This window comes from Bartonella sp. B12(2025) (genome assembly GCF_053795135.1).
In genome coordinates this window covers 1,393,275-1,417,915 of sequence record NZ_CP200031.1, presented here as the reverse complement: position 1 = coordinate 1,417,915, position 24,641 = coordinate 1,393,275, and the positions used below count along the sequence as shown (strand labels likewise).

Genomic DNA, 24,641 nt, shown 5'->3' with positions numbered 1-24,641 from the left:
TATTAAGTAGAAAGTATTTAGAATATTGGGGTTTGAGGGTTAATAAAATAATCTGTAAAAGAGAAGGACAAATGTATGAATATCCATGAATATCAGGCCAAACGTCTGCTTCATGAATATGGAGCACCAGTTGCAAATGGTGTTGCTGTTTATTCTGTAGAGCAAGCTGAAACGTGGGCAAAAAAATTGCCTGGGCCACTCTATGTGGTTAAAAGTCAGATACACGCTGGTGGTCGTGGTAAAGGAAAGTTTAAGGAACTTGGTCCTGATTCAAAGGGTGGTGTCCGACTTGCAAAATCCGTTCAAGAAGTTGTTGCACATGTCCAAGAAATGCTTGGTAAAACTTTGGTAACCAAACAAACTGGTTCAGAGGGGAAGCAAGTCAATCGTCTTTATATTGAGGATGGTGCCGATATTGAGCGGGAGCTTTATCTTTCACTTTTGGTTGATCGTACGGTCGGTCGGGTAGCTTTCGTTGTTTCAACGGAAGGGGGAATGGACATTGAAACGGTTGCTGAAGAGACACCAGAGAAAATATTAACTCTACCCATTGATGCTGTACAGGGCGTTACCTCTGTTGATTGTACAAGGCTTTGTGATGTATTAGATTTGCACGATAGTGCACGAGAAGATGGTAAGAAGCTTTTTCCAATTCTTTATAAGGTATTTTGTGAAAAAGATATGAGCCTTCTCGAAATTAATCCGCTTATTGTAATGAAAGATGGTCATTTGCGCATTCTTGATGCAAAAGTTTCTTTTGATAATAATGCTCTGTTCCGTCATCCAGACATTTTGGAACTACGCGATACTTCAGAAGAAGATCCAAAAGAGATAGAAGCATCAAAGCATGATCTTGCTTATGTTGCTCTTGATGGCACGATTGGTTGTATGGTCAATGGTGCAGGTCTTGCTATGGCAACAATGGACATTATTAAGCTTTATGGAGCTGAGCCAGCAAATTTCCTTGATGTTGGTGGTGGAGCTTCAAAAGAAAAGGTAACTGCTGCTTTTAAGATTATTACTGCTGATCCAAATGTTAAAGGTATTTTGGTTAATATTTTTGGTGGTATTATGCGTTGCGATGTTATTGCTGAAGGCGTAGTTGCTGCTGTTCGGGAAGTTGGTTTAAAGGTTCCTTTGGTTGTTCGTCTTGAAGGCACAAATGTTGAGCAGGGTAAAGCGATTATCAGTGAAAGTGGTTTGAACGTTATTCCCGCTGATAATTTAGATGATGCTGCTCAAAAAATTGTTGCAGCCGTGAAGGGAGCTTAAGTTATGTCGATTCTTGTGAATAAAGATACAAAAGTTCTGGTTCAAGGACTTACAGGAAAAACAGGAACGTTTCATACAGAGCAAGCGCTTGCTTATCATGGTACGCAAATGGTTGGTGGCGTTAACCCTAAAAAGGGTGGCGAGACATGGGAAGGTTCAAAAGGTGAAACTCTTCCTATTTTTGCAAGTGTTGCGGAAGGAAAAGAAAAAACAGGCGCGGATGCTTCTGTTATTTATGTTCCTCCTGCAGGGGCAGCAGCAGCTATTATAGAAGCTATTGATGCTGAGATTCGTTTAATTATCTGTATTACGGAAGGCATTCCTGTTACGGATATGATTAAAGTAAAGGCTAGATTAGAAAAATCAAAATCACGTCTCATTGGTCCTAATTGTCCTGGTATTCTCACACCAAATGAATGTAAGATTGGTATTATGCCTGGTTCTGTTTTTAGAAAAGGTTCTGTTGGGGTTGTCTCACGGTCTGGAACTTTAACTTATGAAGCAGTTTTTCAGACGAGTCATGAAGGCCTTGGACAGACAACAGCTATTGGTATTGGTGGTGATCCTGTTAAAGGCACTGAATTTATTGATGTATTAGAAATGTTTTTAGCTGATGATGAGACTCAGTCTATCGTTATGATTGGTGAAATTGGTGGTTCTGCTGAAGAAGAAGCAGCTCAGTTTCTCCAAGATGAGGCAAGAAAAGGTCGTAAAAAGCCGGTGGTTGGTTTTATTGCTGGTCGTACAGCACCTCCAGGACGCACAATGGGGCATGCTGGTGCTGTTATTTCTGGTGGTAAAGGTGGGGCAGAAGATAAAATTTCTGCAATGGAATCAGCTGGGATTCGGGTGTCTCCTTCACCTTCACAGATAGGTAAAACCTTGATGTCGATTTTGAAGGGGTAAAAGAAAACTTCATCTGCATAAAAGATATATCCTTATTCAGATGAAGTATTGGGTATAAAAAGATAAAACTTTTTTGAATTTTCTGACCCTCGTTTGCTTTGCAAGCATTTAAAGGTCGAAAAAGAGATAAGGAGACGGAATAAATGTTCCGGAGAGATATATGGCAAGGCAGGACGAGATAAATAGTCTTTTTGCACAGACGTCTTTTCTTTATGGTGGAAATGCGGATTATATAGATCAACTTTATGCCGAATATGAAAAAGATCCCACCAGCGTAGATTCACAGTGGCGTACTTTTTTTGAAAATCTTCAGGATAACAAAGAAGATGTTCTCAGAAATGCTGAAGGAGCAACTTGGCAACGTGAGCATTGGCCATTAAAGGCAAATGGTGAGTTAGTTTCTGCTCTTGATGGTGATTGGTCTGCTCTTGAAAAATATCTTGGTGATAAATTAAAGGAAAAAACAGCAGTTAGTGCTGCACAAAAAGGAAAAACTTTTAGCGAACAAGATGTTATTCTAGCAACACGTGATTCTGTTCATGCGCTTATGATGATTCGTGCTTTTCGAGCACGTGGGCATCTCCGTGCACAGCTTGATCCTCTTCAATTGGCAGAAAAAATTGAGGATTATAAAGAACTTTCTCCAGAAGCTTATGGTTTTACCCCTGACGATTATGAGCGGCCAATTTTTATTGATGGTGTTTTAGGATTGGAATATGCAACTATTCCACAAATGCTTGAGATCCTCAATCGTATCTATTGTTTAACGATTGGTATAGAATATATGCATATTTCTGATCCTGCTCAAAAAGCATGGCTTCAAGAACGTATTGAAGGATCAGATAAGCACATTACCTTCACACAGAAAGGCAAGAAAGCTATCCTTAACAAGCTTATTGAGGCGGAAGGGTTCGAGCAGTTTTTAGATACAAAATATAAAGGAACAAAGCGTTTTGGACTTGATGGTGGTGAAGCGTTGATTCCTGCTCTTGAGCAGATTATTAAATGTGGTAGTACTTTAGGTGTTCAGGAAGTTATTTTAGGAATGGCTCATCGTGGTCGTTTAAACGTTCTGTCACAAGTTCTTGCAAAACCACATCGAGCTATTTTTCATGAATTCAAAGGGGGATCTTATAAGCCTGATGATGTAGAGGGATCGGGTGATGTCAAATATCATTTGGGAACTTCAGCTGATCTTGAATTTGACGGTAAAAAAGTACATTTATCGCTTTTGGCTAATCCATCTCACCTTGAGATTGTTGATCCGGTTGTTATTGGCAAGGCTCGTGCTAAACAAGACCAACTTGTGGGTCATTCTACGTACGCTGATGAACTCCCATTAAGCGAGCGTTCAAAAGTCTTGCCGTTGCTTATTCATGGTGATGCTGCTTTTGCCGGGCAAGGTGTTATTCAGGAAACTTTTGGTCTTTCAGGTCTTAAAGGTTACAGCGTTGCGGGCTCTATTCATGTTATTATCAATAATCAGATTGGTTTTACAACAGATCCACGCTTTTCGCGTTCTTCGCCATATCCGTCAGATGTAGCGAAAATGATTGATGCTCCAATTTTTCATGTGAATGGTGATGATCCTGAAGCTGTTGTCTTTATTGCGAAATTAGCAACAGAGTTTCGTCAAATTTTCCATAAATCGGTTGTAATTGATATGTTCTGTTATCGCCGTTATGGACATAATGAAGGCGATGAGCCTTCCTTTACGCAACCGCTTATGTATAAGGCTATCCGTAATCATAGGACTACTCTTCAGCTTTATGGCGACCAGTTGGCAGCGGAAGGGGTTGTTTCTTTAGAAGAGATTGAACAACAAAAAAAACTATGGCGTGACAAGCTTGAAGTTGAACTTGAAGCGAGTGCTTCTTATAAACCAAACAAGGCTGATTGGCTTGATGGGAGTTGGACGGGGTTGAAAGCTTTCAGTAATGCTGATGAGCAATACTCTAGAACGACGGGTGTTGAGTTAAAAGCTTTAAAGGAAATTGGTAAAAAACTTATCGAAATTCCACCAGACTTTCATGTTCATAAAACTATTCAGCGCTTTTTGAACAACCGTGCTAAAATTTTTGAAACCGGTGAAGGTGTTGATTGGGCAACGGCTGAAGCTTTAGCTTTTGGTTCACTTTGTGTAGAAGGAGCACCGGTTCGTCTTTCCGGTGAAGATGTTGAACGTGGAACTTTTTCACAACGTCATTCAGTTCTTTACGACCAAGAAAATGAAGCGCGTTATATCCCTTTAAATAATTTGAAAAAGGGACAAGCATTTTATGAGGTAGTTAACTCTATGCTTTCTGAAGAAGCCGTTCTTGGTTTTGAATATGGATATTCCCTTGCTGAACCACGGGGATTAACACTTTGGGAAGCGCAGTTTGGTGATTTTTCTAATGGTGCACAGGTCATTTTTGACCAATTTATTTCATCTGCAGAACGTAAGTGGCTTCGTATGTCTGGTCTTGTGTGTTTGTTGCCTCATGGTTTTGAAGGGCAAGGTCCAGAGCATTCTTCGGCACGTTTGGAACGTTTTCTTCAACTTTGTGCGGAAGATAATATGCAGGTTGCTAATTGTACGACTCCTGCAAATTATTTTCATATCTTGCGTCGGCAAATTAAACGTGATTTTCGTAAACCGTTGATTTTAATGACACCAAAATCACTTTTGCGTCATAAGCGGGCAGTTTCTTCCTTAAGTGAAATGGGAGCAGAAACAAGTTTTCAGCGTTTGTTGCTTGATGATGCAGAATGTCTCAAAAACTCCACCATTAAATTGCAGAAAGACAATAAAATCCGCCGTATCGTTCTTTGTACGGGCAAGGTTTATTACGATCTTTATGAAGAACGGGAAAAAAGAGGCATTGATGATGTTTATTTGCTTCGTATTGAACAGCTTTATCCTTTCCCAGCAAAAGTTTTGGTGAATGTATTATCGCGCTTTTTGCAAGCAGAGGTTGTTTGGTGCCAAGAAGAACCGAAGAACATGGGGGCTTGGTCATTTATTGAGCCTTATTTAGAATGGGTTTTGACGCATGTTAATGCGCAATATTCACGTGCACGTTATGCAGGGCGTCCTGCAAGTGCATCACCGGCCTCTGGGTTGATGGTGAAACATCTTGAACAGCTTGCTGCGTTTCTTGAAGATGCATTAGGCTCTTAATTTATTACTACTCTAATGTATGGAAAAATATCATGACTACTGAAATTCGTGTTCCTACTTTGGGCGAATCGGTTACCGAAGCAACAGTTGGCAAATGGTTTAAAAAGCTTGGTGAAGCTGTCACTGTGGATGAGCCCTTGGTTGAATTAGAAACTGATAAGGTAACAGTTGAGGTTCCTTCGCCTATTACGGGGAAATTATCTGAGATCATTGCAAAGGAAGGTGATACGGTTGAAGTGAATGCGCTCTTAGGGGTGGTTGAAGCTGGAGCTTCAGGTATTTCTAAACCACTGTCTCCCTCTGACACATCTGTTTCAGCGACTTCATCTGAATTGGAGCAGTCTTCTTCGAGCGATACAATGCCTCCTGCACCTTCAGCAGCAAAATTGATGGCTGAAAATAATATTGTAAAAAGCGATGTTTCAGGTTCTGGAAAACGTGGACAAATTCTCAAAGAGGATGTTCTTAATGTGTTGACACAAGGAACAAAAGCACCTAGCCCTGCAGTTTCTACAGCCAGCTCTGCCTCTGCATCCACCAGCTCTTCGGTTACTCCTGTTCAGGAAATGCGTGAGGAGCGAGTTCGTATGACAAAGTTGCGTCAAACAATTGCTCGCCGTCTTAAAGACGCACAGAATACAGCAGCAATGTTAACCACATTTAATGAGGTTGATATGTCTGCTGTGATGGATTTGCGCAAGCGTTATAAGGATCTTTTTGAAAAGAAACATGGCGTTAAGCTTGGCTTTATGGGATTTTTTACCAAGGCCGTTTGTCATGCTTTAAAAGAGCTTCCTGCTGTTAATGCAGAAATTGATGGAACAGATATTGTTTACAAAAACTATGTCAATGTTGGAATTGCTGTTGGAACGGATAAAGGACTTGTTGTTCCAGTGGTTCGTAATGCAGATCAGATGTCGTTGGCAGAAATTGAAAAAGAGATTGGCCGTTTGGGTCGCCTTGCTCGTGATGGAAAATTAGCAGTTTCTGATATGCAAGGTGGAACTTTTACCATTACAAATGGGGGGGTGTATGGCTCATTAATGTCAACGCCGATTCTGAATGCACCACAGTCTGGTATCTTGGGAATGCATGCGATTAAAGAACGAGCAATGGTTGTTGGGGGTCAAATTGTGATCCGACCTATGATGTATTTGGCACTTTCTTATGATCATCGTATTGTGGATGGGCAGGAGGCTGTGACTTTCCTTGTGCGTGTTAAGGAAAGTTTAGAAGATCCAGAACGCCTTGTTCTTGATTTGTAAAAGTACAGTTTTCAAGATGAAAGGAAAAATGGATGTCTTATGATGTGGTTGTGATCGGAGCAGGTCCAGGTGGTTATGTGGCAGCAATTAAAGCAGCGCAACTTGGACTTAAAACAGCGATTATTGAAAAACAGATGACACTTGGTGGTACGTGTCTCAACGTTGGTTGCATTCCTTCTAAAGCATTATTGCATGCTTCAGAAGTATTTGCTGAAGCACAGCATGGTTTTGAAACACTCGGTATTTCTATTTCAAAACCTAAGCTTAATCTTGAACAGATGATGGTGCATAAAAAAGCTGTTGTAACAGCCAATACGAGTGGTGTTTCTTTTTTGATGAAAAAGAATAAAATTGACACTTTTTTTGGTACAGCTAAAATTTTAGGTGCAGGTCAAATTGAAGTTATTGCTAGGGACGGTCGTCAACAAACGATTACAACAAAAAATATTGTTATTGCTACAGGTTCAGAAAGTTCTGGCATTCCAGGTGTGAATGTTGAAGTTGATGAAAAGGTTGTTGTATCTTCTACGGGAGCGATTGCCCTTGAAAAAGTACCAGCGCACATGATTGTTGTTGGAGCTGGTGTTATTGGTTCAGAACTTGGTTCAGTTTGGAGCCGCTTAGGTGCTAAAGTTACCATTATTGAATATCTTAATAAAGTTTTAGGATCAATGGATGGTGAAATTTCGCGGCAATTCCAAAAAATAATGGAAAAACAAGGGATTGAATATAAGACTGGTACAAAAGTAACAGCTATTACACGATCTGGTTCAACGGCTCAGGTGAGTTTTGAAGCGGCAAAAGGTGGTACATCTGAAACTTTAGAGGCTGATGTTGTTCTCATTGCTACGGGACGTTCTCCATATACGGAAGGTCTCGGTTTGGTGGAAGCTGGTGTTCAGCTGGATGAGCGTAGCTTTATTGCTGTCGATGCGCAGTGGCAGACAAATGTTCCAGGAATTTATGCGATTGGTGATGTCGTTAAAGGGCCGATGTTAGCGCATAAGGCGGAGGAAGAAGGCGTTGCTGTTGCTGAAATTTTGGCGGGTCAGAAGGGACATGTTAATTTTAATGTCATTCCTAGTGTTGTTTATACACAGCCAGAAATTGCCAGTGTAGGAAAGACAGAAGAAGAACTTAAAGCTGCTAATATTGATTATAATATTGGTAAATTTCCGTTCATGGCTAATGGTCGTGCACGTGCAATGCAAAAAAGTGATGGTTTTGTTAAAATCCTTGCTGATAAAAAGACAGATCGAATTTTGGGTGGGCATATTCTTGGATTTGGTGCTGGTGAAATGATCCATGAAATTGCAGTTTTAATGGAATTTAGTGGTTCATCAGAAGATCTAGGGCGTTGTTGCCACGCTCATCCTACCTTATCAGAAGCAGTGCGGGAAGCAGCTTTAGCGATATTTGCTAAACCGATTCATATATAAATGTGCTCTTTAGCATGCTATGATGCTTCTTAAAAAAGTCTCAAAGATACTTTTTTGTTTTGTGAATTTATGCGTTATATATTTTTGAAAAAAACCGCCCTTTTCGGGGCGGTTTTCTGTATCTGCCGCTGGTATATAAAGAAGAAGTTTAAAACTGTAATTTTTTATCTTCTTGTTGCTCTCTTATACAGGTGGAAAGACCCATATGATCGAGATATTTGAGGAAGGGATGTGGTGGTAATTCTTCTACATTGACCATGGTTTTAACATCCCATTCGCCGGTGGCAATAAGAAAGGCTGCTGCTGCTGCTGGTACACCAGCTGTATAAGAAATTCCTTGCGCGCCGGTTTCGTGAAAAGCTTGTTTGTGATCGGTTATATTATAGATAAAAACTTCCCTTGGATTTCCATTTTTTTCACCTTTTACAAGATCTCCAATACAGGTTTTTCCTGTATAATCTGGTGCTAAAGAAGCTGGGTTAGGTAAGACAGCTTTTACGACTTTCAAAGGAACAACTTCTTGGCCTTCTGCCGTTTTAATAGGCTGTTCAGATAAGAGTCCTAGATTTTTCAGGACAGTAAAAACAGTGATATAACGTTCACCGAATCCCATCCAAAAGCGGATGTTTTGAACATCTAAATTTTTAGATAATGAATGGATTTCATCGTGTCCTGACATGTAGGCTTTTTGTTTTCCCACAACGGGTAGATCCCACTCATGGCTGACTTCAAACATTTGATTAGAAGTCCACTTTTTATTTTGCCAAGACCATACCTTTCCTGTAAATTCTCGAAAATTAATTTCTGGATCAAAATTGGTGGCAAACCAGCGCCCATGGTTTCCAGCATTAATGTCAATGATGTCGATATCGGTAATTGTATCGAAATAATCGTCATGTGCTAATGCTGCATAAGCATTAACAACACCAGGATCAAAGCCTGCTCCTAAAATAGCGGTTATACCGGCTTTTTCACATTCTTGACGTCGAGGCCATTCATAATTGTCATACCAAGGAGGTGTTTCACAAACTTTAAGGGGGTCTTCATGAATTGCAGTATCGATATAAGCGCATTTTGCTTCAATACAAGCTGAAAGAACAGACATATTAAGAAAAGATGATCCAACATTGATGACAATTTCGCATTTTGTTTTTTGGATGAGTTTTACAGTTTCTTCTACATTCATTGCATTGAGCGTATGACTCTGAAGAACACCTTGTTTTTTCATGGTGTTTTTTTCTTTAATAGAAGCAATGATGGCGTCACATTTTTTGAGTGTTCGTGAAGCGATATGAATTTCACCGAGAATATCATTGTTTTGAGCACATTTGTGCGCGACAACTTGTGCAACACCTCCAGCACCAATAATGAGAATATTTTTCTTCATTGTAGGTTCATCTCCTTTTTAATACTGTTGTATATGATGTTTTTTTAAATGGTTATTTTTTATGAAAGACTTTTCTGATAATCACTATAATAAAACTGGCGTTGAAGTTTTAGTGTACCGTCAAACTCTTTGATAACAATGGCAGGCATTGTGACACCATTAAACCAGTTCTTTTTGACCATTGTATAGCCTGCAGCATCTTGAAAAGATAGTCTGTCACCTATTTTTAGAGGCTCGGGAAACTGAAATGTTCCAAAAATATCGCCAGCAAGACAGGATTTTCCGCAGACCATAATTTCGTACGATCCTTGATTTGGTTCTAATTTGGCATTTTCACGATAAATTAAAAGGTCAAGCATATGTGCTTCAATTGAGCTATCAACAATAGCGAGGTTTTTTTCATTATACAATGTATCAAGAACACTTACTTCTAGTGTCGTGCTTTTTGTGATAGCGGCTTCTCCTGGTTCTAGAAAAATGGTGACACCATGGGTTTTTGAAAAATGTTTTAAGCGTTCTGCGAAAGTTTCTAGAGGATAGTTTTCAGCTGTAAAATGAATTCCACCGCCAAGGCTTATCCAGTCAACTGCAGCAAAAAGTTCTGCAAATTTTTCTTCTATGTGATTCAGCATTTGGTTAAAAAGATTAAAATCAGCATTTTCGCAATTGTTGTGGATCATCAAGCCATTGATGAGGGGCAGAACTTCTTTAATAGCGTTTTGATTGGTTTCTCCTAAGCGGCTAAAAGGGCGGGAGGGGTTAGCAAGATCAAAATTGGATGCGCTGATTCCTGGATTTAACCTTAGACCTCGTTGAATGGTTTTTGTTGCATTAGCAAAGCGTTGAAGTTGTTGAATGGAATTAAAAATAATTTTGTCTGCGTAACCACATGCTTCATCAATTTCATGATCTGCCCAAGCAACCGAATAGGCATGGGTTTCTTTGCCAAATTTTTCTCTTCCTAGATGCAGTTCATAAAGGGATGATGATGTTGTTCCATCCATAAACTCAGACATTAAATCAAACAGACTCCATGTAGCAAAACATTTCAAAGCAAGCAAAATTTTTGCTCCAGACATTTCGCGTAAGCGAGCGATAATTTCCATATTTTTTATAAGCTTAGATTTATCTATAAGATAATAGGGGGTTCTTATCATTGTTTATCCATTTTCTTTTGAAGGATCTTATTGCTAAGATTAACGTTTAGTACAAAGAGTGACAGAATGTCTCAAAAAAAGAGGCTTTTTCTGTCTAGCAGTAGAAAGATTTTCTGTGACTGCGTTTTAATTTTGTTATTTTGAGATTTGCGTTATGTATATGAAAAAAAAATTATATTATGCTTTAGCTCTTGTATTTATTGGAAGTTTTTTCATTATAACAACTAATATTGTTGACTTGGTACAAAATAAGAGTGATGCTGAAGCTAAGGTGATGTCTCAGACTTTTGTTCAAAAAAGTTCGGTACCTCTGATTTTTACGGGGCGTAGAGAACTTAATGGTTTTAAAGGTTATCATAATTATCGGCGTGGTTATCGTAAGTATAGGGATAATTGGTGGTATCCTGAAGCAGCCTTCGTTACGTTGCCACATCTAAACACAAAACGTGCGTCATTAAAAGCTGTATCAGAGGAGGAAAGAATGTTTTTAATCTCTTCTTTAAAGAAAAAAGAGCCATGGATGTTTAAACAACATATCGAATCTTGTCGTGCGCGTTATCGTTCTTACAATAAAAGTGATAACAGCTATCAACCTTTTCATGGGCCTCGTAAACAGTGTCTTTCACGCTTTTTTAAAGGATAGAAATCGTTTAATGTAAAAACTCTTTAAGGTATTTTGTATGTTGAGCAGTTTTTTCACGCAACAGTTGTGTTTTGAAAATTTTAAATGCTTTTAAGTTTTATTAAATCTTATTATCATAAGTGCAGAGTGGGGGTGTGATAGTGTAAATTGTTATTTTGTCGATGACAAAATGTATAAGAGCAGGATGGAGCTTAAAGAATGACAGTACGGGAAGCAATGTTGATATTGCTGGTTTTGCTTCCCTTTTGTGGAAGTGCTGTTATTGGTTTTTTTCGTTCGACAGCAAAAAATAATGAAGCGTGGTTTGCTGGGATCATTGCACTTTTCAGTTTTCTTTTTACAATAATGCTTTATCCAGCAGTTCGTGGAAATCGCGTAGTGCGTTTCGATATTTCTTGGCTTCCAGAATGGGGGAGTGATTTGATCCTCCGTATAGATGGTTTATCGTGGCTTTTTTGCTTGCTTATTACAGGAATTGGGCTGCTTGTTGTTGTTTATGCGCGATATTATATGGATCCAGCAGATTCTGTACCGCGTTTTTTTTCTTTTTTTCTGGCCTTTATGGGTTCAATGACAGGAATAGTCTTATCGGGCAATCTCATCTTTTTGGTTGTTTTCTGGGAACTCACCAGTATTTTTTCTTTTTTGTTGATTGGTTATTGGTACCATAATGCGAGTGCGCGTGAGGGTGCGCGCATGGCTTTAACGATTACAGGTTTTGGTGGTTTTACCCTTTTTATTGGGGTTTTATTGATTGGCCACATCGTTGGCAGTTTTGATTTGGATAAGGTTTTGCAGTCTGGGGATATGATTCGGTCAAGTTCTCTTTATACTCCTGTCCTTATTTGTATTTTATTGGGAGGATTAACAAAAAGTGCACAGTTTCCATTTCATTTTTGGTTGCCTAATGCAATGGCTGCTCCAACACCTGTATCGTCTTATTTGCATTCGGCAACAATGGTGAAAGCAGGATTATTTTTGCTTGTTCGTTTATGGCCTGTGCTCTCTGGTACAGAATCTTGGTTTTGGCTGGTTGGTTTTTCAGGACTCTCGACACTGTTGCTTGGTGCCTATTTTTCCATGTTTCAGCAAGACTTGAAAGGGCTACTTGCTTACTCAACTATTAGTCACCTTGGATTAATTACTACGCTTTTAAGTCTTGGTAGCCCACTTGCATGTGTTGCAGCGATCTTTCATATGGCCAATCATGCTACTTTTAAAGCTTCTTTATTTATGGCCGCTGGCATTATTGATCACGAGACGGGGACACGTGATATGCGTAAGCTGACAGGTCTTTATCATTCTATGCCTATTACAGCAACTTTGGCTTTAGTAGCAAGTGCGGCGATGGCCGGAGTTCCTTTATTGAACGGTTTTTTATCGAAAGAGATGTTTTTTGCTGAAGCGGTTGAAACGCATATGGAATCATGGCTTGATTGGATTGCACCTTATGTTGCAACACTGGCTAGCCTGTTTAGTGTGACCTACTCTATACGTTTTATTCATGGTGTCTTTTTAGGGCCAAAACCTGTTAATTTACCTAAAACTCCACATGAACCACCGTATTTTATGCGTTTACCAATGGAACTTTTAGTGTTTATTTGTTTGGCGGTTGGTATTTTGCCCAATTTAACAATAGGGCCTATTTTGGATAATGCAGTTGTCTCTGTTTTAGGACCGATGACAATCCCTTATAATTTGGCTGTTTGGCATGGTTTTAATACTCCATTAATGATGAGTTTTGTGGCTTTATTAGGAGGCGGGTTGCTCTATGCTGTTGGGCATCGTTATTTTTTATCCTGTGATGATGGGCCTCCTTTTTTTCGCCACTTGAAAGGACCCCGTATTTTTGAACGCGTTCTCGTAATTATTTCTTGGAAGTGGGCACGTACGGTGGAATCTGTTTTTTCAACGCGCCGTTTACAAATACAATTGCACTGGATTTTTTTTCTGTGTTTTGCATTTGTTGGTTTTTTGCTTTGGTGCGATGGTTTAATCTCAGTAGGTTCGTTATCACTTTTTCCGCTTGATATTCCTTTTCTTGCCTTTTGGTTTGTCGGTGGATTGTGCGCACTTTTAGTTGCTTGGCAGGCAAAATTTCACCGTCTTGCGTCACTCATGCTCTTGGGGGGAGCCGGCTTGATGACTTGCGCAACCTTTTTATGGCTTTCTGCACCCGATTTGGCAATAACACAATTGGTTGTTGAAGTTGTAACAGTTGTCTTATTATTACTTGGTTTGCGGTGGTTGCCTAAGCGTTTGCATCACTCTACTCCAACGTCTGTTCATTTTTTTGTGCGCTTGCGTCGTATCCGTGATTTTGCCATGGCACTTGTGGGAGGTGTTGGTGTCGCATGGCTCTCTTTTGCGATGATGATACGCCCTCAAGGTACGACAGTTTCTGATTTTTTTCTAAAGAATGCTTATTCGAGTGCTGGTGGTCGAAATGTTGTGAATGTGTTATTGGTGGATTTTCGTGGCTTTGATACCATGGGAGAAATTGTGGTTTTGGGTGTTGTTTCACTCACAGTTTTTGCACTTTTACGGCGGTTTCGTCCTGCTCTTGAAAGTATTAATGTTCCTTTTCAAAAAGATATTCAGGTGGCTTCTGATACGACAAAGCTTGATCAAAACGTGGAGGATACAGTGTTAAATTATTTAGCTGTTCCTGCTATTATTATGTCTTGGCTCTTTCCAGTTATTATCGCTTTTGCTATTTATTTATTTATGCGGGGACACGATCTTCCAGGAGGCGGATTTGCTGGCGGTGTGACTTTAGCGATAGGGATTATTTTGCAATATCTTGCACGCGATATTCGATGGGTGGAAACCCATTTGAGAGTTTTGCCTGTGCGTTGGATGGGTTTTGGCTTATTTTTGTCAGTAGCAACGGGGGTGGGATCTTGTTTTTTTGGGTATCCTTTCTTAACCTCTTTTTTTCAATATACTCACCTTCCACTAATTGGAGATATTCCCATAGCATCCGCTTTTTTATTTGATTTTGGCGTGTTTTCTCTTGTGTTGGGAGCAACTGTTCTTATTTTAATTGCACTTGCACATCAATCAATTCGTAGTTACCGAATCGGTAAAAAACCAAGTGTAAAAGAGAAGGAAAATTAATGGAAATTATTCTTTCTTTGGGTATTGGGATTCTCGTCGGATCAGGTATTTGGCTTCTTTTGCGTCCGCGAACTTTTCAAGTAATTCTTGGTTTGTCTTTGATCTCCTATGGTGTTAATCTTTTTATGTTTTCGATTGGTAGATTGCGCAGCAATGCTGCGCCGATTATTGATCCTTCCATTGTGATAAATCCAGCTAATTACGTCGATCCTCTTCCACAAGCTTTGGTTTTGACAGCAATTGTGATTAATTTTGCAACGACAGCTTTATTTTTGGTTATTCTTTTGGTTTCACGCGGTTTAACAGGTTCAGATCATGTTGATGGACGTGAGGTGCAGTGATGGAAGTTGGGGTGCAACATTTCCTTATTTTGCCTATTCTTTTGCCATTAAGTACTGGAGCGCTTCTTCTCTTTTATGACGAACGCCGTTCGAGACTTAAATCATTGATTAGTCTTTCTTCTGCAGGATTGTCGATTGTTATTGCTGCTTTATTGATTATGCGTACTCTTGAAGTAGCACCAGCTTCGGATGTTTATCGGCTTGGCAATTGGCCCTCTCCCTTCGGAATTATTTTGGTTCTTGACCGCTTAAGTGCTATGATGCTTTTACTTTCCAGCTTGTTGATTACTGCTGCACTAGTTTTTGCACATGCTCATTGGTATAAAGCTGGTTCTCATTTTCAGTCACTGATGCAATTTTTTATGGTGGGAATAAATGGCACTTTTTTAACGGGTGATTTATTCAATTTATTTGTGTTTTTTGAAGTTATGTTAACGGCTTCTTACGGGCTTTCTTTGCATGGTTCTGGTCAGTTACGCGTGCGTGCAGGGTTGCATTATGTAGTGGTTAATCTTGTTGCTTCGTTATTTTTTTTAGTTGGTACGGCACTTATTTATGGAGTCGTTGGCACTCTTAATATGGCCGATTTAGCTATCAAAATAAAACATATAGCTTCTACGGATATTGTTTTATTCGAAGTAGGTGCTGCGTTTTTGGGTATTGCTTTTTTACTTAAAGCGGGTATGTGGCCGCTTAATTTTTGGTTGGTACCAACTTACAGTGCTGCAGCAGCGCCCGTTGGGGCTTCTTTTGTGCTTTTGAGTAAGGTTGGTCTTTATATTATTTTGCGTTTAATGTTACTATGGCTTGGTTCTGAAAGCGGAAACTTTAGCCATTTTGGTCATATGGTTCTGTTTTATGGTGGGCTTGCCACTATGACTTTTGGTCTTATTGGGGTATTAGCTAGCCAAGTTTTGGTACGTTTGGCAGCTTATAGCGTTCTTGTATCCTCTGGCACATTGTTAACAGCGATTGGGATGGACAATACAGCCCTCATAGCAGGTGCACTTTTTTATATTGTTTCTTCAACTTTAGCACTTGGAGCTTTTTTTCTTTTGGTGGAGCTGGTTGAACGCTGTCAAGATGTGGCTGCCAGTGTTTTGGCTGTCACAATGGAAGTGTATGGTGACGATGAAGAAGAGGAAGAAGATGAAGTGGGCACCTATTTGCCAGTAACCTTGGCAATTCTTGGGGCTTGTTTTGGGATCTGTGCCATTTTGATTATTGGGATGCCACCTTTTTCTAGTTTTGTTGCTAAATTGATGATGTTCATGGCAGTTTTAAATTACAGTAAAGAGGATTTTTCTTCCTCTATGCTTGTTTTACATGATTGGTTTTTTGTGGTTTTTGTTACAATATCTAGTTTTGCAGCTTTGATTGCAATGACACGAACTGGTGTTCGAACTTTTTGGGTTTCTCTCGAAGGTAGAATTCCGCGTGTACAAGTGATCGAATTTGCACCTATTGCTGTTCTTCTTTCTTTATGTTTTCTTATAACAATTATGGCCAATTCTGTTAGCCATTATATGTCTGAAACTGCTAAAACTTTGCATGATCCTCAGAACTATATTGAGAGTATTTTAAATGATTTCTCTCTCAAAAATAGGGAGGTGAATCAATGAATTATTTTTGTCCTTTCCCTTTTTTCAGTATGGCAATTGTTTTTATGTGGCTGATCTTAAACGGTTTTAGCTTAAGCCAATTGCTTTTAGGGATTATAATTGCTTTGTTTAGTGGTTGGGTGATGCGGTTTCTTGAGCCGGAAAAGATCACTATTAAAAGTTGGCGTGCAGTTTTTCGTCTGATTTCTCGCGTGTTTATCGATTCTATAATTTCAAATGTTTCAGTGGCTTGCTTTATTTTAACAAAAAGATCTCAAAAACAGCAGTCTGGTTTTATTGTGGTGCCCCTTTCGCTTAAGAGCCGCACTGCTTTAGCTGTTTTAGCATGCATCCTTTCAGCAACTCCAGGAACCGTTTGGATTGCTTATAATAGTAAAAATGGTGAACTTTTGCTTCATGTATTAAATTTTAAAAATGGATATGATTATCAACAGTCGATAAAACAGCGATATGAACAGTTACTTTTGGAGATTTTCTCATGAGTATGGTGATTCTTTATTGGGGACTTTTCATTTCACAAAGTTTTTTAAGTTTGGCGATGATTCTTGCGCTGTTTCGATTGATTCGTGGTCCACGGGCGCAAGATCGGATTATTGGTTTGGATGCTCTTTATATAACAACTATTCTTTTGTTTCTTACATTCGATATTCGTTCAGGAACGACCCTTTATTTTGTAGCGGCTCTTATTATTGGGCTTTTAGGTCCTGTATCGAGTATTGCTTTGGCAAAATTTTTGATGCGGGGGGAAATTATTGAATGAAAAATGACGTATCGCTTGTCGTTGCTATTATTATCACTGTTTTTTTAATATTGGGGTCTGGTCTCACATTGATTGGAACGATAGGATTGGTGCGTTTTTCCAATTTTTATGAGCGTTTGCATATGCCTTCAGTGGGTACGTATTGGGGCGCTGGAAGCATTCTCATTTCTTCGCTTCTTTATTCAACGCTCGTGGATCATCGTTTTGTTTTTCATGAGGTATTGCTGATGATTTTTCTGTTTGTGACAACACCAGTAGTTTCCATGCTGCTGTCACAGGTGGCAGCTTATCGACACTATTCAGAAGATCAATCAGAGAAGCCGCTGGCTCTTTTATCTCATCAAACGGAAGAGTTGTCCACATCCGCATCAGAAGGAATACCATACGATTAGAGCCAGTGCAGTTTTTGTATGCGATAACTTATTCTATTTTTATGCCTTTTCTTCTACACAGCGGATAGGCTTTTCTTCCTCTGGATCATTAATAAGATCATAGAATATAGCTTCGTCTTTTTTTGTCCACCAAACATATATGTCTCCCATATATTTTGCTCCAGAAGCGGAGATTACATTGGAAGCAATGACGCGCCTACCTTTCCATTTAAAGTCAACCAATGAAATATTGTCAGCATTGAGATAGGTTGCTTCAACGCGTTCTTTACTTGTTCCAGTATCACATTGATAGACAACGGTTTCTGTTGTTGGTGCCGGATCATCTGGTACCTCAATGACTAAAGAGCCAGCAAAGGCACTGATTGAATTGAAAAGTGATAGATTCAAAGCGACTAAAAGCCCTGAAATGAGTGGAGTTTTTTTCATAGTTCTTCCCTAATTAATTAGAATAATAACGTTGATTCGTCTTTACAGAGGATGGGTTTTTTTTCTTCTGGATCATTAACAAGATCATAAAGTGTGACTTCGTTGTTGGTTTTCCACCAGATATAATGAGCTCCTGCGTATTTTGTTCCCGTGGTAGCGATTACATTTGCAGCGATGGTGCGATAACCCCTCCATTTGAAATCAACCAACGAAATATTATCAGCATTGAGATAAATTGCCTCAACGCGTCCTTTACTTGTTCCAGTATCACACTGATAGGTAATGGTTTGGGTCATTGGTTCTGGGTGGTCTGGTACCTCAATGATTAAAGAGCCAGCAAAAGCACTGACTGAGCTGAAGATTGATAGACTTAAAGCGGCGAAAAATTCTAAAATGAGTAGAGTTTTTTTCATAATGCTTCCCTATTATGCAGAAGAATAATTTGATTGGTGCGATGGTGTCTACGGCAGGATTCGAACCTGCGACCCCAGGATTCATACCACTTCGATTTTCACCGCCAGCTTTGTGAGCTGTTTGTGGTCTGGACTGTCTCTTCACCTTGAAGCTTGTGCTTTTTAGGCGCTGCCCGTTCAGTCTCTACACCTTCTTCTCATTTCAAAAAGAGAGGCTTGGCTCGGGATTGGCATATAGTCTCCCATGAAGCTTTCCCCGAATTTGAGCAGATCCACTTTGAGGATTTCTCCTTAAAGCGCCCAATTTCTTTAGGAATCCTGTGCTCTATCCTACTGAGCTACGCAGACATCATCATGCGTACTTCTTTAGCTGAAGTATAAAAACGAATCAATTATATTCATTATGAATTAACTAATTTCCGCTAATTTTTGTTTCAGAAAAGTCAAAACTGTGTCTGGTGAAACACTTTTTGCGATAAATGATTGACCAAGTCCACGTGTTAGGATGAAGGTTAAATCGTTCTGTGAAACTTTTTTGTCTTGGGCAAGGAAAGTCATTAGTACTTCAGCATTTGGCAGCTTACCTGGAATATCCTTTAGCTGCGTGGGCAATCCTATCGCTTTAAAATGTGCTTCTATGCGGTGTGTGAGTGTGGGATCTGTTAAATTCAATTGAGCAGAGAATTGGTGCACTAGAATCATCCCAATCGCTACGGCTTCGCCGTGGATTAAACGATTTGAGTCATAGGCTGTTGCTGTTTCAAGCATGTGTCCAAATGTATGACCAAGGTTTAATAATGCGCGCTCTCCTGTTTCGTATTCATCGCGTGCTACAATGTCGGCTTTAAATTGGCATGAGCGGACAATGGCTTCTGTTCGTATTGGACCATTAGAAAAAACTTTTTTCCCGTTTTTTTCAAGCCATTCAAAGAAATCAGGTTGGTTAATGAGTCCGTATTTAATCATTTCCGCGTAACCAGCACAAAATTCGCGCAATGGCAGTGTATCAAGGATACAAGTATCAGCAATAACGCATTGCGGCTGATAAAAAGCACCAATAAGATTTTTACCATATCGGCTATTGATTCCAGTTTTTCCACCAACAGAAGAGTCAATTTGTGCAAGAAGTGTTGTAGGTATCTGAATGAAATTCATGCCGCGGCGTATAATGCTTGCGGCAAATCCTCCTAGGTCGCCAATGACACCACCACCAAAAGCAATAACGCAGTCACCCCTTTCTAAACGTGCAGCAAGAATTTTATCGATTACAGTTTGCAGGGTTGAAAATGATTTTGATTGCTCCCCTGCTTCTACAATAATAGGAACAGTATGAATTTTATTTTTTGTTAATTCTGTCTGTAATGTATCCAAATGGAGAGATGCAACATTTGTATCTGTAACAAGTGCCAAACGCGTCTGATGAAAATCTTTTTGGTTAAGAGAACGCTTAATCTGCAAAGCAGCTTGCGAAATGAGATCTGGACCAATGATGATATTGTAAGAGCGTTTTTCCAGTTTAACAATAACGGTCTTGGTTTGCATGCTTGTTATTCCTATCGTTATTTTCTGTATAGAGGTAGTGCTGTACAGACCGTATGACATTTTGTGCTACAGTATGACGGTTTTCTTTATGACTGTTAATTGTTAAGTTTGCTTTTGCATAGATAGGATAACGCTGTTCCATGAGTTTTTGCATGGTTTTTTTGGGATTTGGTGTTTGAAGAAGCGGTCGCGTTGGACGCTGCGAAACACGTTCCATGAGGATATCAAGATTTACTTTGAGCCAGATGGATATTCCATTTTGATGAATAGCATTTTGTATGTATTGGTTTACGTAGGCACCGCCGCCTGTTGCTAGAACAAGAGGACTTTTTTTTATAAGGTTTAGAATAATACGTTGTTCAAGAGCGCGGAACTCTGGTTCACCATAAATTTTAAAGAATTCAGCGATGGTCATTTGTGCAGCTTTTTCTATTTCCTGATCAGAATCGTAAAAAGGCAACTGAAGCATGGTGGCGACGCGTTTTCCGATCACTGATTTGCCTGCACCCATCAGACCAACAAATACCAGTGCTCGTTTATCAAGAGATGATAAGAGCTGATTCTTTATTTGTGTCATCGGTATATGTTTAGGTTGACTGCTTTTCATCGTGTTATTTCTGTATTTATCTGCTTTAAAGTCAATTCCTGTTAATCTTTATAAGGCATTATAGAAATAGAATATTTATAGAAATAGAATATTTTGAGGGTAGTTTATTGTTTTATGCCAACATTGACTAGATTTTTAATGATTCTTTTCATTTTTTTTATTGTTCTTTTCGGTATAATGATTGCTCTCGTGGTTTTTGTTGAACCGATAACAGCGGATATGTATATCGATGTTCCTTTGGATTCATTGGGTCTTTCTTTGAGCATAAATCAATGAAAAGTAATGTTGTAATAGATCGTTTTCTTGAAATGATGAGTGCTGAACGAGGAGCTTCTGTTCATACACTTGCAGCTTATCAGCATGATTTACAGTGGGCACGAGATGAATTGTTTTCGCACTCTGTTTCACTTTTTTCAGCACAAAAGGAAGATTTAATTGGTCTTTTGTCTCTTATGCATACTCTTGGTTTTACAGCATCTTCACAAGCGCGTCGTTTATCGACTTTGCGTCAATTTTATCAGTTTCTTTATGCAGAAGGATTGAGAGCAGATGATCCCTCTCATGATATTGATGTACCTCGTCAGAGGCGTCCTTTGCCGAAGATTATCAGTGAAGATGCGGTAACAAAGTTGCTTGATTTGGCGCAGTTGGAAGTGAATCAAGCAAATTATGGATCCAAGAATCACTTGCGTGCACTGCGTCTTCAGGTATTGATTGAAATGCTTTATGCAACAGGGCTACGTATTAGTGAGTTGGTGAGTCTTCCAGTGCAGGCTATCCGAGGGACGGAGTACAGTATTTTGATTTGCGGTAAGGGAAAAAAAGAACGAATGGTGCTGTTGTCAAAAAAAGCGTGCCAAGTTCTTTCGCAATGGTTAATATTGCGTGATCAAGGAAAGGATGCGGCAAGTCTTTATCTTTTTCCTGCGAGTTCGGAAATAGGGTATATTGCTCGTCAAGTCGTTGCACGAGAGTTGAAAGGTCTTGCCAGAAGAGCAGGAATAAAAAGTGATAGCTTTTCTCCGCATGTGTTGCGCCATGCTTTTGCTAGTCATCTTCTGCAAAATGGCGCTGATTTGCGTACAGTTCAACATTTGTTAGGCCACTCTGATATTGCCACCACCCAGATTTACACACATGTGTTGGAAGAAGGGCTTTATCGTTTAGTCAATGAACATCATCCACTTGCCGATGAGAAAAAGGCTAGTTAAAGAAAAGGTGATTTTTGAAAAATACTTTATAAAGTGAATTATAAGTGTATAAGTTACGCTAAATAAGTTAGGTACAATGTATAATTATCTTGATTTTGAAAAACCGGTTGCTGATCTTGATGGGAAAATTCTTGAATTAAAAAAGATTTCTCAGGAAGAAGGCAGCCTTGATATGAGCGACGAAATCGCGCGCCTTGAAATGCGTTCCCGAACGGCACTGCACGATATTTATAAAAAATTATCGCCATGGCAAAAAACGCAGGTGGCTCGCCATCCTGATCGTCCTCATTTTGTGGACTATTCTACGCGATTACTGAGTGATGTTACACCTTTAGCAGGAGATCGCAAGTTTGCTGAAGATGAAGCTATTCAAGCGGGATTCGCACGTTTTAAAGGTGAAGCAGTTGCTTACATAGGCCAAGAGAAAGGTCATGATACGCAAACACGTTTGCGTTATAATTTTGGTTCTGCACGTCCAGAGGGGTATCGCAAAGCTGTACGTATTATGGAAATGGCTGACCGTTTTGGTTTGCCATTACTTACTTTTGTTGATACGGCAGGCGCTTATCCTGGTGTGAGCGCTGAAGAACGCGGTCAAGCAGAAGCAATTGCCCAATCGACAGCAGCGACTTTGCGCTTAAAAGTTCCTGTTGTTTCAGTTGTTATTGGAGAAGGCGGTTCAGGGGGGGCGATAGCAATTGCAGCAGCCAACAAAGTTTATATGTTGGAGCATGCAATTTACTCTGTTATTTCTCCAGAAGGAGCAGCTTCTATTTTATGGCGTGATCCGACCCGTGCGAAAGATGCCGCAATGAATATGCGTATTACTGCTCAAGATTTATATCGCTTAAAGATTATTGATGGCATTATTCCGGAGCCTTTAGGAGGAGCACATCGCGGCAAAGAGGCCGTGATTGATGCAACGGGTGATGTTATTTCTGCTGCTTTAGAGGCTATGGCTGGCAAAGGTGGCGAAGCTCTTAAACGAGACCGTTGGGAGAAATATCTTCAAATTGGTAGGTCTCTTGCGTAAGTCATTTTTTGTAAAGGGATGGATTGGAGTTTTATTTGATGATATTAAAAAGATTCCTTACGGTGTGTCTTTTGTTTGTAATTGGGATATTGACGGCATGTGAGGGAAGATTGCCAACTTCTTTTCGTGCTAAAGTTGAGCAGCCGCTACCACAAAAAATCCAAAATAGAATGGTTTCATATAATGTTGATCCATATGCGCCGATTATGATGCGTTTTTTTAAGGAAGAGAATGTTGCTGAAATTTGGAAACAGTCCCGTTCAGGACCTTTTCTGTTGATGGCGCGCTATGACATTTGCAAATGGTCCGGTCAGCTTGGACCTAAATATAGGGAAGGTGATTTTCAAACACCGGAAGGTTTTTATACCGTTAACGCAAACCAAATGAATCCTTATTCGAAATATTATCTTTCTTTTAATATAGGATTTCCCAATCTTTATGATCGGAAAAATGGTCGCACAGGAAGCAATCTGATGGTGCATGGTTCTTGCTTTTCCGCTGGTTGTTATGCCATGAGTGATAGGAGTATGGCACAGATTTATGCTTTTGCGCGGGATGCTTTTAGAGGTGGACAGAGAGAATTTCAGTTGCAGGCGTTTCCCTTCCGCATGACTGACGCTAATATGGCGCGTCATAGGAGTGATCCTCATTATCAATTCTGGGTTATGCTTAAGAAAGGTTATGATTTTTTTGAGAAAAATCATAAACCTCCAGTGGTTGATGTTTATGAAAAACGTTATGTTTTCAATCGTGATACTGATAGAATTTTAGTTTCCAGAACGCGGTGAGCATCATTTTATCGTAAAATGGAATTCTCTTTGCTTCTTGCAGAATGCTTTCTTCTTTTATCATGGTGTGTTAGCGCTTTTGGTGAGATGTCATAGAGCGTATTTGAAGGTTGGCAGCATTGTTCATCAAAGATTTTTATTCATGGAAGGTTGAAGAAAAAATGAAAGCTTTATTCCTAGAATAATCAGAGGATTGTCCAATATGACAGTTTTGTTCACAGTATCTATGAAGAGTTTTTATCTCTCTTTTTTTCAACATCATCGGCAATGATGACAAAACACGTTTGTGTGATTCCTTTTGGCCATGCTGGAAATTTTATGTGGTGGAAAAGTGTCTTGTACATCGTGTAACACAAGTGAGCGATGTGAGTTATTACGTAATGATTTTGTGCCATTAAGGCTTTTTAGATTTTCTAAAAAGCCTTAATGGCATCATCATAAATAAATTGGCTTTTCACAGTTTAGTGAAAAGGCATGGATAGTCCGTTGATAGGTATGATCGTGGAGAGAAAGAGTGAGACATTGTTTAAATTGTATATTTTCTTTTTTTCGTCCCATAATGTTTTATTTGTTAATGTGCTTGAACAGCAGTGGTTAGAATGGACATTGATATAATTTGTGCTGTAGGATTCATCGTTTTAAGTGTACTGATAAACGTATTTGGAAGTGCCTTTTGGGTAGTAATGTCTGTTAATTTTGTCAGAAAGTACTAATTTTTGTGTATTCTAGAATAGCATTTGAATCCGGGAAGCGTATTTAATGTATCAAATGTTCAAGAACAGCGTTGATGGACAATGCTTGAATTAAGCTAGGATGGTTTAAAAGAGCTTGTAAAATAGGGGCCAGCCACCCTTGTTGTTTCAATGAATAATATGATTGGGTTGTTTGAGGTGCATTGTCTGAACGCGATTAATTAAATCTGTTAATGTATCTATAAGATCACTGTAAAAATTGCAACATAAGCAATCGTTTGTGAGTTGGATGATTCCTTCTGTTGTTTTTTCAATCAAAAGACTGTCAATGTTTACTTCGTCGGATTTGTTGATGATAACAGTATTGTTAGCCAAAAGAGGATCACACAGCATACGATTGAGTAAAGTTGTTTCACCAGAGGCTAAGCCGGTAATAAGCATGAATGCGTTTTATTTTCATGT

At 39.4% G+C, this 24,641-nt stretch carries 22 protein-coding genes; 15 read left to right on the top strand and 7 right to left on the bottom strand.

The features are described from left to right. The first annotated feature begins 75 nt into the window (after positions 1-75). From sucC to lpdA, 5 genes are all read left to right on the top strand, one after another. The gene (sucC, locus tag V3564_RS06340) at positions 76-1,272 is read left to right on the top strand and encodes an ADP-forming succinate--CoA ligase subunit beta (protein WP_455480727.1); all 1,197 of its coding nucleotides are present in this window, start codon (positions 76-78) and stop codon (positions 1,270-1,272) included. Positions 1,273-1,275: 3 nt separating this feature from the next. Beyond that, entirely contained in the window at positions 1,276-2,178 is a 903-nt protein-coding gene (gene sucD / locus V3564_RS06335; protein ID WP_455480726.1) for a succinate--CoA ligase subunit alpha, read from the top strand. Positions 2,179-2,338: 160 nt separating this feature from the next. Beyond that, positions 2,339-5,341: a 2-oxoglutarate dehydrogenase E1 component gene (locus V3564_RS06330; RefSeq protein WP_455480725.1), complete on the top strand. Its 3,003-nt coding sequence runs from the start codon at positions 2,339-2,341 to the stop codon at positions 5,339-5,341. 32 nt (positions 5,342-5,373) lie between these two features. Beyond that, positions 5,374-6,606 (top strand): 2-oxoglutarate dehydrogenase complex dihydrolipoyllysine-residue succinyltransferase, encoded by a 1,233-nt coding sequence (gene odhB / locus V3564_RS06325; RefSeq protein ID WP_455480724.1) that lies wholly within the window; start codon positions 5,374-5,376, stop codon positions 6,604-6,606. A 32-nt stretch (positions 6,607-6,638) separates the two neighbouring features. Then, positions 6,639-8,045, top strand: a complete 1,407-nt coding sequence (gene lpdA / locus V3564_RS06320; protein WP_455480723.1) for a dihydrolipoyl dehydrogenase — start codon at positions 6,639-6,641, stop codon at positions 8,043-8,045. Between the two features lie 148 nt (positions 8,046-8,193). On the opposite strand, the gene V3564_RS06315 is transcribed toward lpdA, so the two are convergent. Beyond that, entirely contained in the window at positions 8,194-9,432 is a 1,239-nt protein-coding gene (locus V3564_RS06315) for a saccharopine dehydrogenase NADP-binding domain-containing protein (protein WP_455480722.1), read from the bottom strand. A gap of 59 nt (positions 9,433-9,491) precedes the next feature. After that, positions 9,492-10,589 carry a carboxynorspermidine decarboxylase gene (locus V3564_RS06310; RefSeq protein ID WP_455480721.1) on the bottom strand — a complete coding sequence of 366 codons (1,098 nt, stop codon included), beginning with the start codon at positions 10,587-10,589 and terminating at the stop codon, positions 9,492-9,494. A 154-nt stretch (positions 10,590-10,743) separates the two neighbouring features. On the opposite strand from V3564_RS06310, the gene V3564_RS06305 reads away from it, so the two are divergent. The 7 genes from V3564_RS06305 to mnhG all read left to right on the top strand — a co-directional run bounded on the left by V3564_RS06305 (position 10,744) and on the right by mnhG (position 17,467). Continuing rightward, a complete protein-coding gene (locus V3564_RS06305; protein WP_455480720.1) occupies positions 10,744-11,232 on the top strand; it encodes a BA14K family protein in 489 nt (162 codons plus the stop codon). 198 nt (positions 11,233-11,430) lie between these two features. After that, complete coding sequence (locus V3564_RS06300; protein WP_455480719.1) at positions 11,431-14,352, top strand: monovalent cation/H+ antiporter subunit A; 2,922 nt, start codon at positions 11,431-11,433, stop codon at positions 14,350-14,352. Further along, positions 14,352-14,693 carry a Na+/H+ antiporter subunit C gene (locus V3564_RS06295; protein ID WP_455480718.1) on the top strand — a complete coding sequence of 114 codons (342 nt, stop codon included), beginning with the start codon at positions 14,352-14,354 and terminating at the stop codon, positions 14,691-14,693. The genes V3564_RS06300 and V3564_RS06295 overlap by 1 nt, the downstream gene beginning before the upstream one ends. Further along, entirely contained in the window at positions 14,693-16,315 is a 1,623-nt protein-coding gene (locus tag V3564_RS06290; protein ID WP_455480717.1) for a monovalent cation/H+ antiporter subunit D, read from the top strand. Before V3564_RS06295 ends, V3564_RS06290 begins: the two co-directional genes overlap by 1 nt. Further along, positions 16,312-16,797: a Na+/H+ antiporter subunit E gene (locus V3564_RS06285; protein WP_455480716.1), complete on the top strand. Its 486-nt coding sequence runs from the start codon at positions 16,312-16,314 to the stop codon at positions 16,795-16,797. Before V3564_RS06290 ends, V3564_RS06285 begins: the two co-directional genes overlap by 4 nt. Continuing rightward, positions 16,794-17,075, top strand: a complete 282-nt coding sequence (locus tag V3564_RS06280) for a K+/H+ antiporter subunit F (RefSeq protein WP_455480715.1) — start codon at positions 16,794-16,796, stop codon at positions 17,073-17,075. Before V3564_RS06285 ends, V3564_RS06280 begins: the two co-directional genes overlap by 4 nt. Then, positions 17,072-17,467: a monovalent cation/H(+) antiporter subunit G gene (mnhG, locus tag V3564_RS06275; RefSeq protein WP_455480714.1), complete on the top strand. Its 396-nt coding sequence runs from the start codon at positions 17,072-17,074 to the stop codon at positions 17,465-17,467. The genes V3564_RS06280 and mnhG overlap by 4 nt, the downstream gene beginning before the upstream one ends. A gap of 39 nt (positions 17,468-17,506) precedes the next feature. Here mnhG and V3564_RS06270 read toward each other — a convergent pair whose 3' ends face one another. From V3564_RS06270 to V3564_RS06255, 4 genes are all read right to left on the bottom strand, one after another. After that, a complete protein-coding gene (locus V3564_RS06270) occupies positions 17,507-17,893 on the bottom strand; it encodes an MliC family protein (protein WP_455480713.1) in 387 nt (128 codons plus the stop codon). Between the two features lie 17 nt (positions 17,894-17,910). Beyond that, positions 17,911-18,306: an MliC family protein gene (locus tag V3564_RS06265; protein ID WP_455480712.1), complete on the bottom strand. Its 396-nt coding sequence runs from the start codon at positions 18,304-18,306 to the stop codon at positions 17,911-17,913. A 408-nt stretch (positions 18,307-18,714) separates the two neighbouring features. After that, positions 18,715-19,848 carry a 3-dehydroquinate synthase gene (aroB, locus tag V3564_RS06260; RefSeq protein WP_455480711.1) on the bottom strand — a complete coding sequence of 378 codons (1,134 nt, stop codon included), beginning with the start codon at positions 19,846-19,848 and terminating at the stop codon, positions 18,715-18,717. Continuing rightward, a complete protein-coding gene (locus V3564_RS06255) occupies positions 19,823-20,455 on the bottom strand; it encodes a shikimate kinase (protein WP_455480710.1) in 633 nt (210 codons plus the stop codon). The genes aroB and V3564_RS06255 overlap by 26 nt, the downstream gene beginning before the upstream one ends. A gap of 272 nt (positions 20,456-20,727) precedes the next feature. On the opposite strand from V3564_RS06255, the gene V3564_RS06250 reads away from it, so the two are divergent. The 3 genes from V3564_RS06250 to V3564_RS06240 all read left to right on the top strand — a co-directional run bounded on the left by V3564_RS06250 (position 20,728) and on the right by V3564_RS06240 (position 23,487). Further along, positions 20,728-21,666 (top strand): site-specific tyrosine recombinase XerD, encoded by a 939-nt coding sequence (locus tag V3564_RS06250; RefSeq protein ID WP_455480709.1) that lies wholly within the window; start codon positions 20,728-20,730, stop codon positions 21,664-21,666. 76 nt (positions 21,667-21,742) lie between these two features. Then, complete coding sequence (locus V3564_RS06245; protein WP_455480708.1) at positions 21,743-22,699, top strand: acetyl-CoA carboxylase carboxyltransferase subunit alpha; 957 nt, start codon at positions 21,743-21,745, stop codon at positions 22,697-22,699. 38 nt (positions 22,700-22,737) lie between these two features. Continuing rightward, positions 22,738-23,487 (top strand): L,D-transpeptidase family protein, encoded by a 750-nt coding sequence (locus V3564_RS06240; RefSeq protein WP_455480707.1) that lies wholly within the window; start codon positions 22,738-22,740, stop codon positions 23,485-23,487. A gap of 860 nt (positions 23,488-24,347) precedes the next feature. Here the strand turns inward: V3564_RS06240 and V3564_RS06235 are convergent. Next, a complete protein-coding gene (locus V3564_RS06235; protein WP_455480706.1) occupies positions 24,348-24,620 on the bottom strand; it encodes a GTP-binding protein in 273 nt (90 codons plus the stop codon). Positions 24,621-24,641 lie beyond the last annotated feature (21 nt).

Bases quoted from the DNA above. Each gene is read 5' to 3' on its own strand.
- sucC (WP_455480727.1), top strand. From the start codon at position 76: ATGAATATCCATGAATATCAGGCCAAACGTCTGCTTCATGAATATGGA.
- sucD (WP_455480726.1), top strand. From the start codon at position 1,276: ATGTCGATTCTTGTGAATAAAGATACAAAAGTTCTGGTTCAAGGACTT.
- V3564_RS06330 (WP_455480725.1), top strand. From the start codon at position 2,339: ATGGCAAGGCAGGACGAGATAAATAGTCTTTTTGCACAGACGTCTTTT.
- odhB (WP_455480724.1), top strand. From the start codon at position 5,374: ATGACTACTGAAATTCGTGTTCCTACTTTGGGCGAATCGGTTACCGAA.
- lpdA (WP_455480723.1), top strand. From the start codon at position 6,639: ATGTCTTATGATGTGGTTGTGATCGGAGCAGGTCCAGGTGGTTATGTG.
- V3564_RS06315 (WP_455480722.1), bottom strand. From the start codon at position 9,432: ATGAAGAAAAATATTCTCATTATTGGTGCTGGAGGTGTTGCACAAGTT.
- V3564_RS06310 (WP_455480721.1), bottom strand. From the start codon at position 10,589: ATGATAAGAACCCCCTATTATCTTATAGATAAATCTAAGCTTATAAAA.
- V3564_RS06305 (WP_455480720.1), top strand. From the start codon at position 10,744: ATGTATATGAAAAAAAAATTATATTATGCTTTAGCTCTTGTATTTATT.
- V3564_RS06300 (WP_455480719.1), top strand. From the start codon at position 11,431: ATGACAGTACGGGAAGCAATGTTGATATTGCTGGTTTTGCTTCCCTTT.
- V3564_RS06295 (WP_455480718.1), top strand. From the start codon at position 14,352: ATGGAAATTATTCTTTCTTTGGGTATTGGGATTCTCGTCGGATCAGGT.
- V3564_RS06290 (WP_455480717.1), top strand. From the start codon at position 14,693: ATGGAAGTTGGGGTGCAACATTTCCTTATTTTGCCTATTCTTTTGCCA.
- V3564_RS06285 (WP_455480716.1), top strand. From the start codon at position 16,312: ATGAATTATTTTTGTCCTTTCCCTTTTTTCAGTATGGCAATTGTTTTT.
- V3564_RS06280 (WP_455480715.1), top strand. From the start codon at position 16,794: ATGAGTATGGTGATTCTTTATTGGGGACTTTTCATTTCACAAAGTTTT.
- mnhG (WP_455480714.1), top strand. From the start codon at position 17,072: ATGAAAAATGACGTATCGCTTGTCGTTGCTATTATTATCACTGTTTTT.
- V3564_RS06270 (WP_455480713.1), bottom strand. From the start codon at position 17,893: ATGAAAAAAACTCCACTCATTTCAGGGCTTTTAGTCGCTTTGAATCTA.
- V3564_RS06265 (WP_455480712.1), bottom strand. From the start codon at position 18,306: ATGAAAAAAACTCTACTCATTTTAGAATTTTTCGCCGCTTTAAGTCTA.
- aroB (WP_455480711.1), bottom strand. From the start codon at position 19,848: ATGCAAACCAAGACCGTTATTGTTAAACTGGAAAAACGCTCTTACAAT.
- V3564_RS06255 (WP_455480710.1), bottom strand. From the start codon at position 20,455: ATGAAAAGCAGTCAACCTAAACATATACCGATGACACAAATAAAGAAT.
- V3564_RS06250 (WP_455480709.1), top strand. From the start codon at position 20,728: ATGAAAAGTAATGTTGTAATAGATCGTTTTCTTGAAATGATGAGTGCT.
- V3564_RS06245 (WP_455480708.1), top strand. From the start codon at position 21,743: ATGTATAATTATCTTGATTTTGAAAAACCGGTTGCTGATCTTGATGGG.
- V3564_RS06240 (WP_455480707.1), top strand. From the start codon at position 22,738: ATGATATTAAAAAGATTCCTTACGGTGTGTCTTTTGTTTGTAATTGGG.
- V3564_RS06235 (WP_455480706.1), bottom strand. From the start codon at position 24,620: ATGCTTATTACCGGCTTAGCCTCTGGTGAAACAACTTTACTCAATCGT.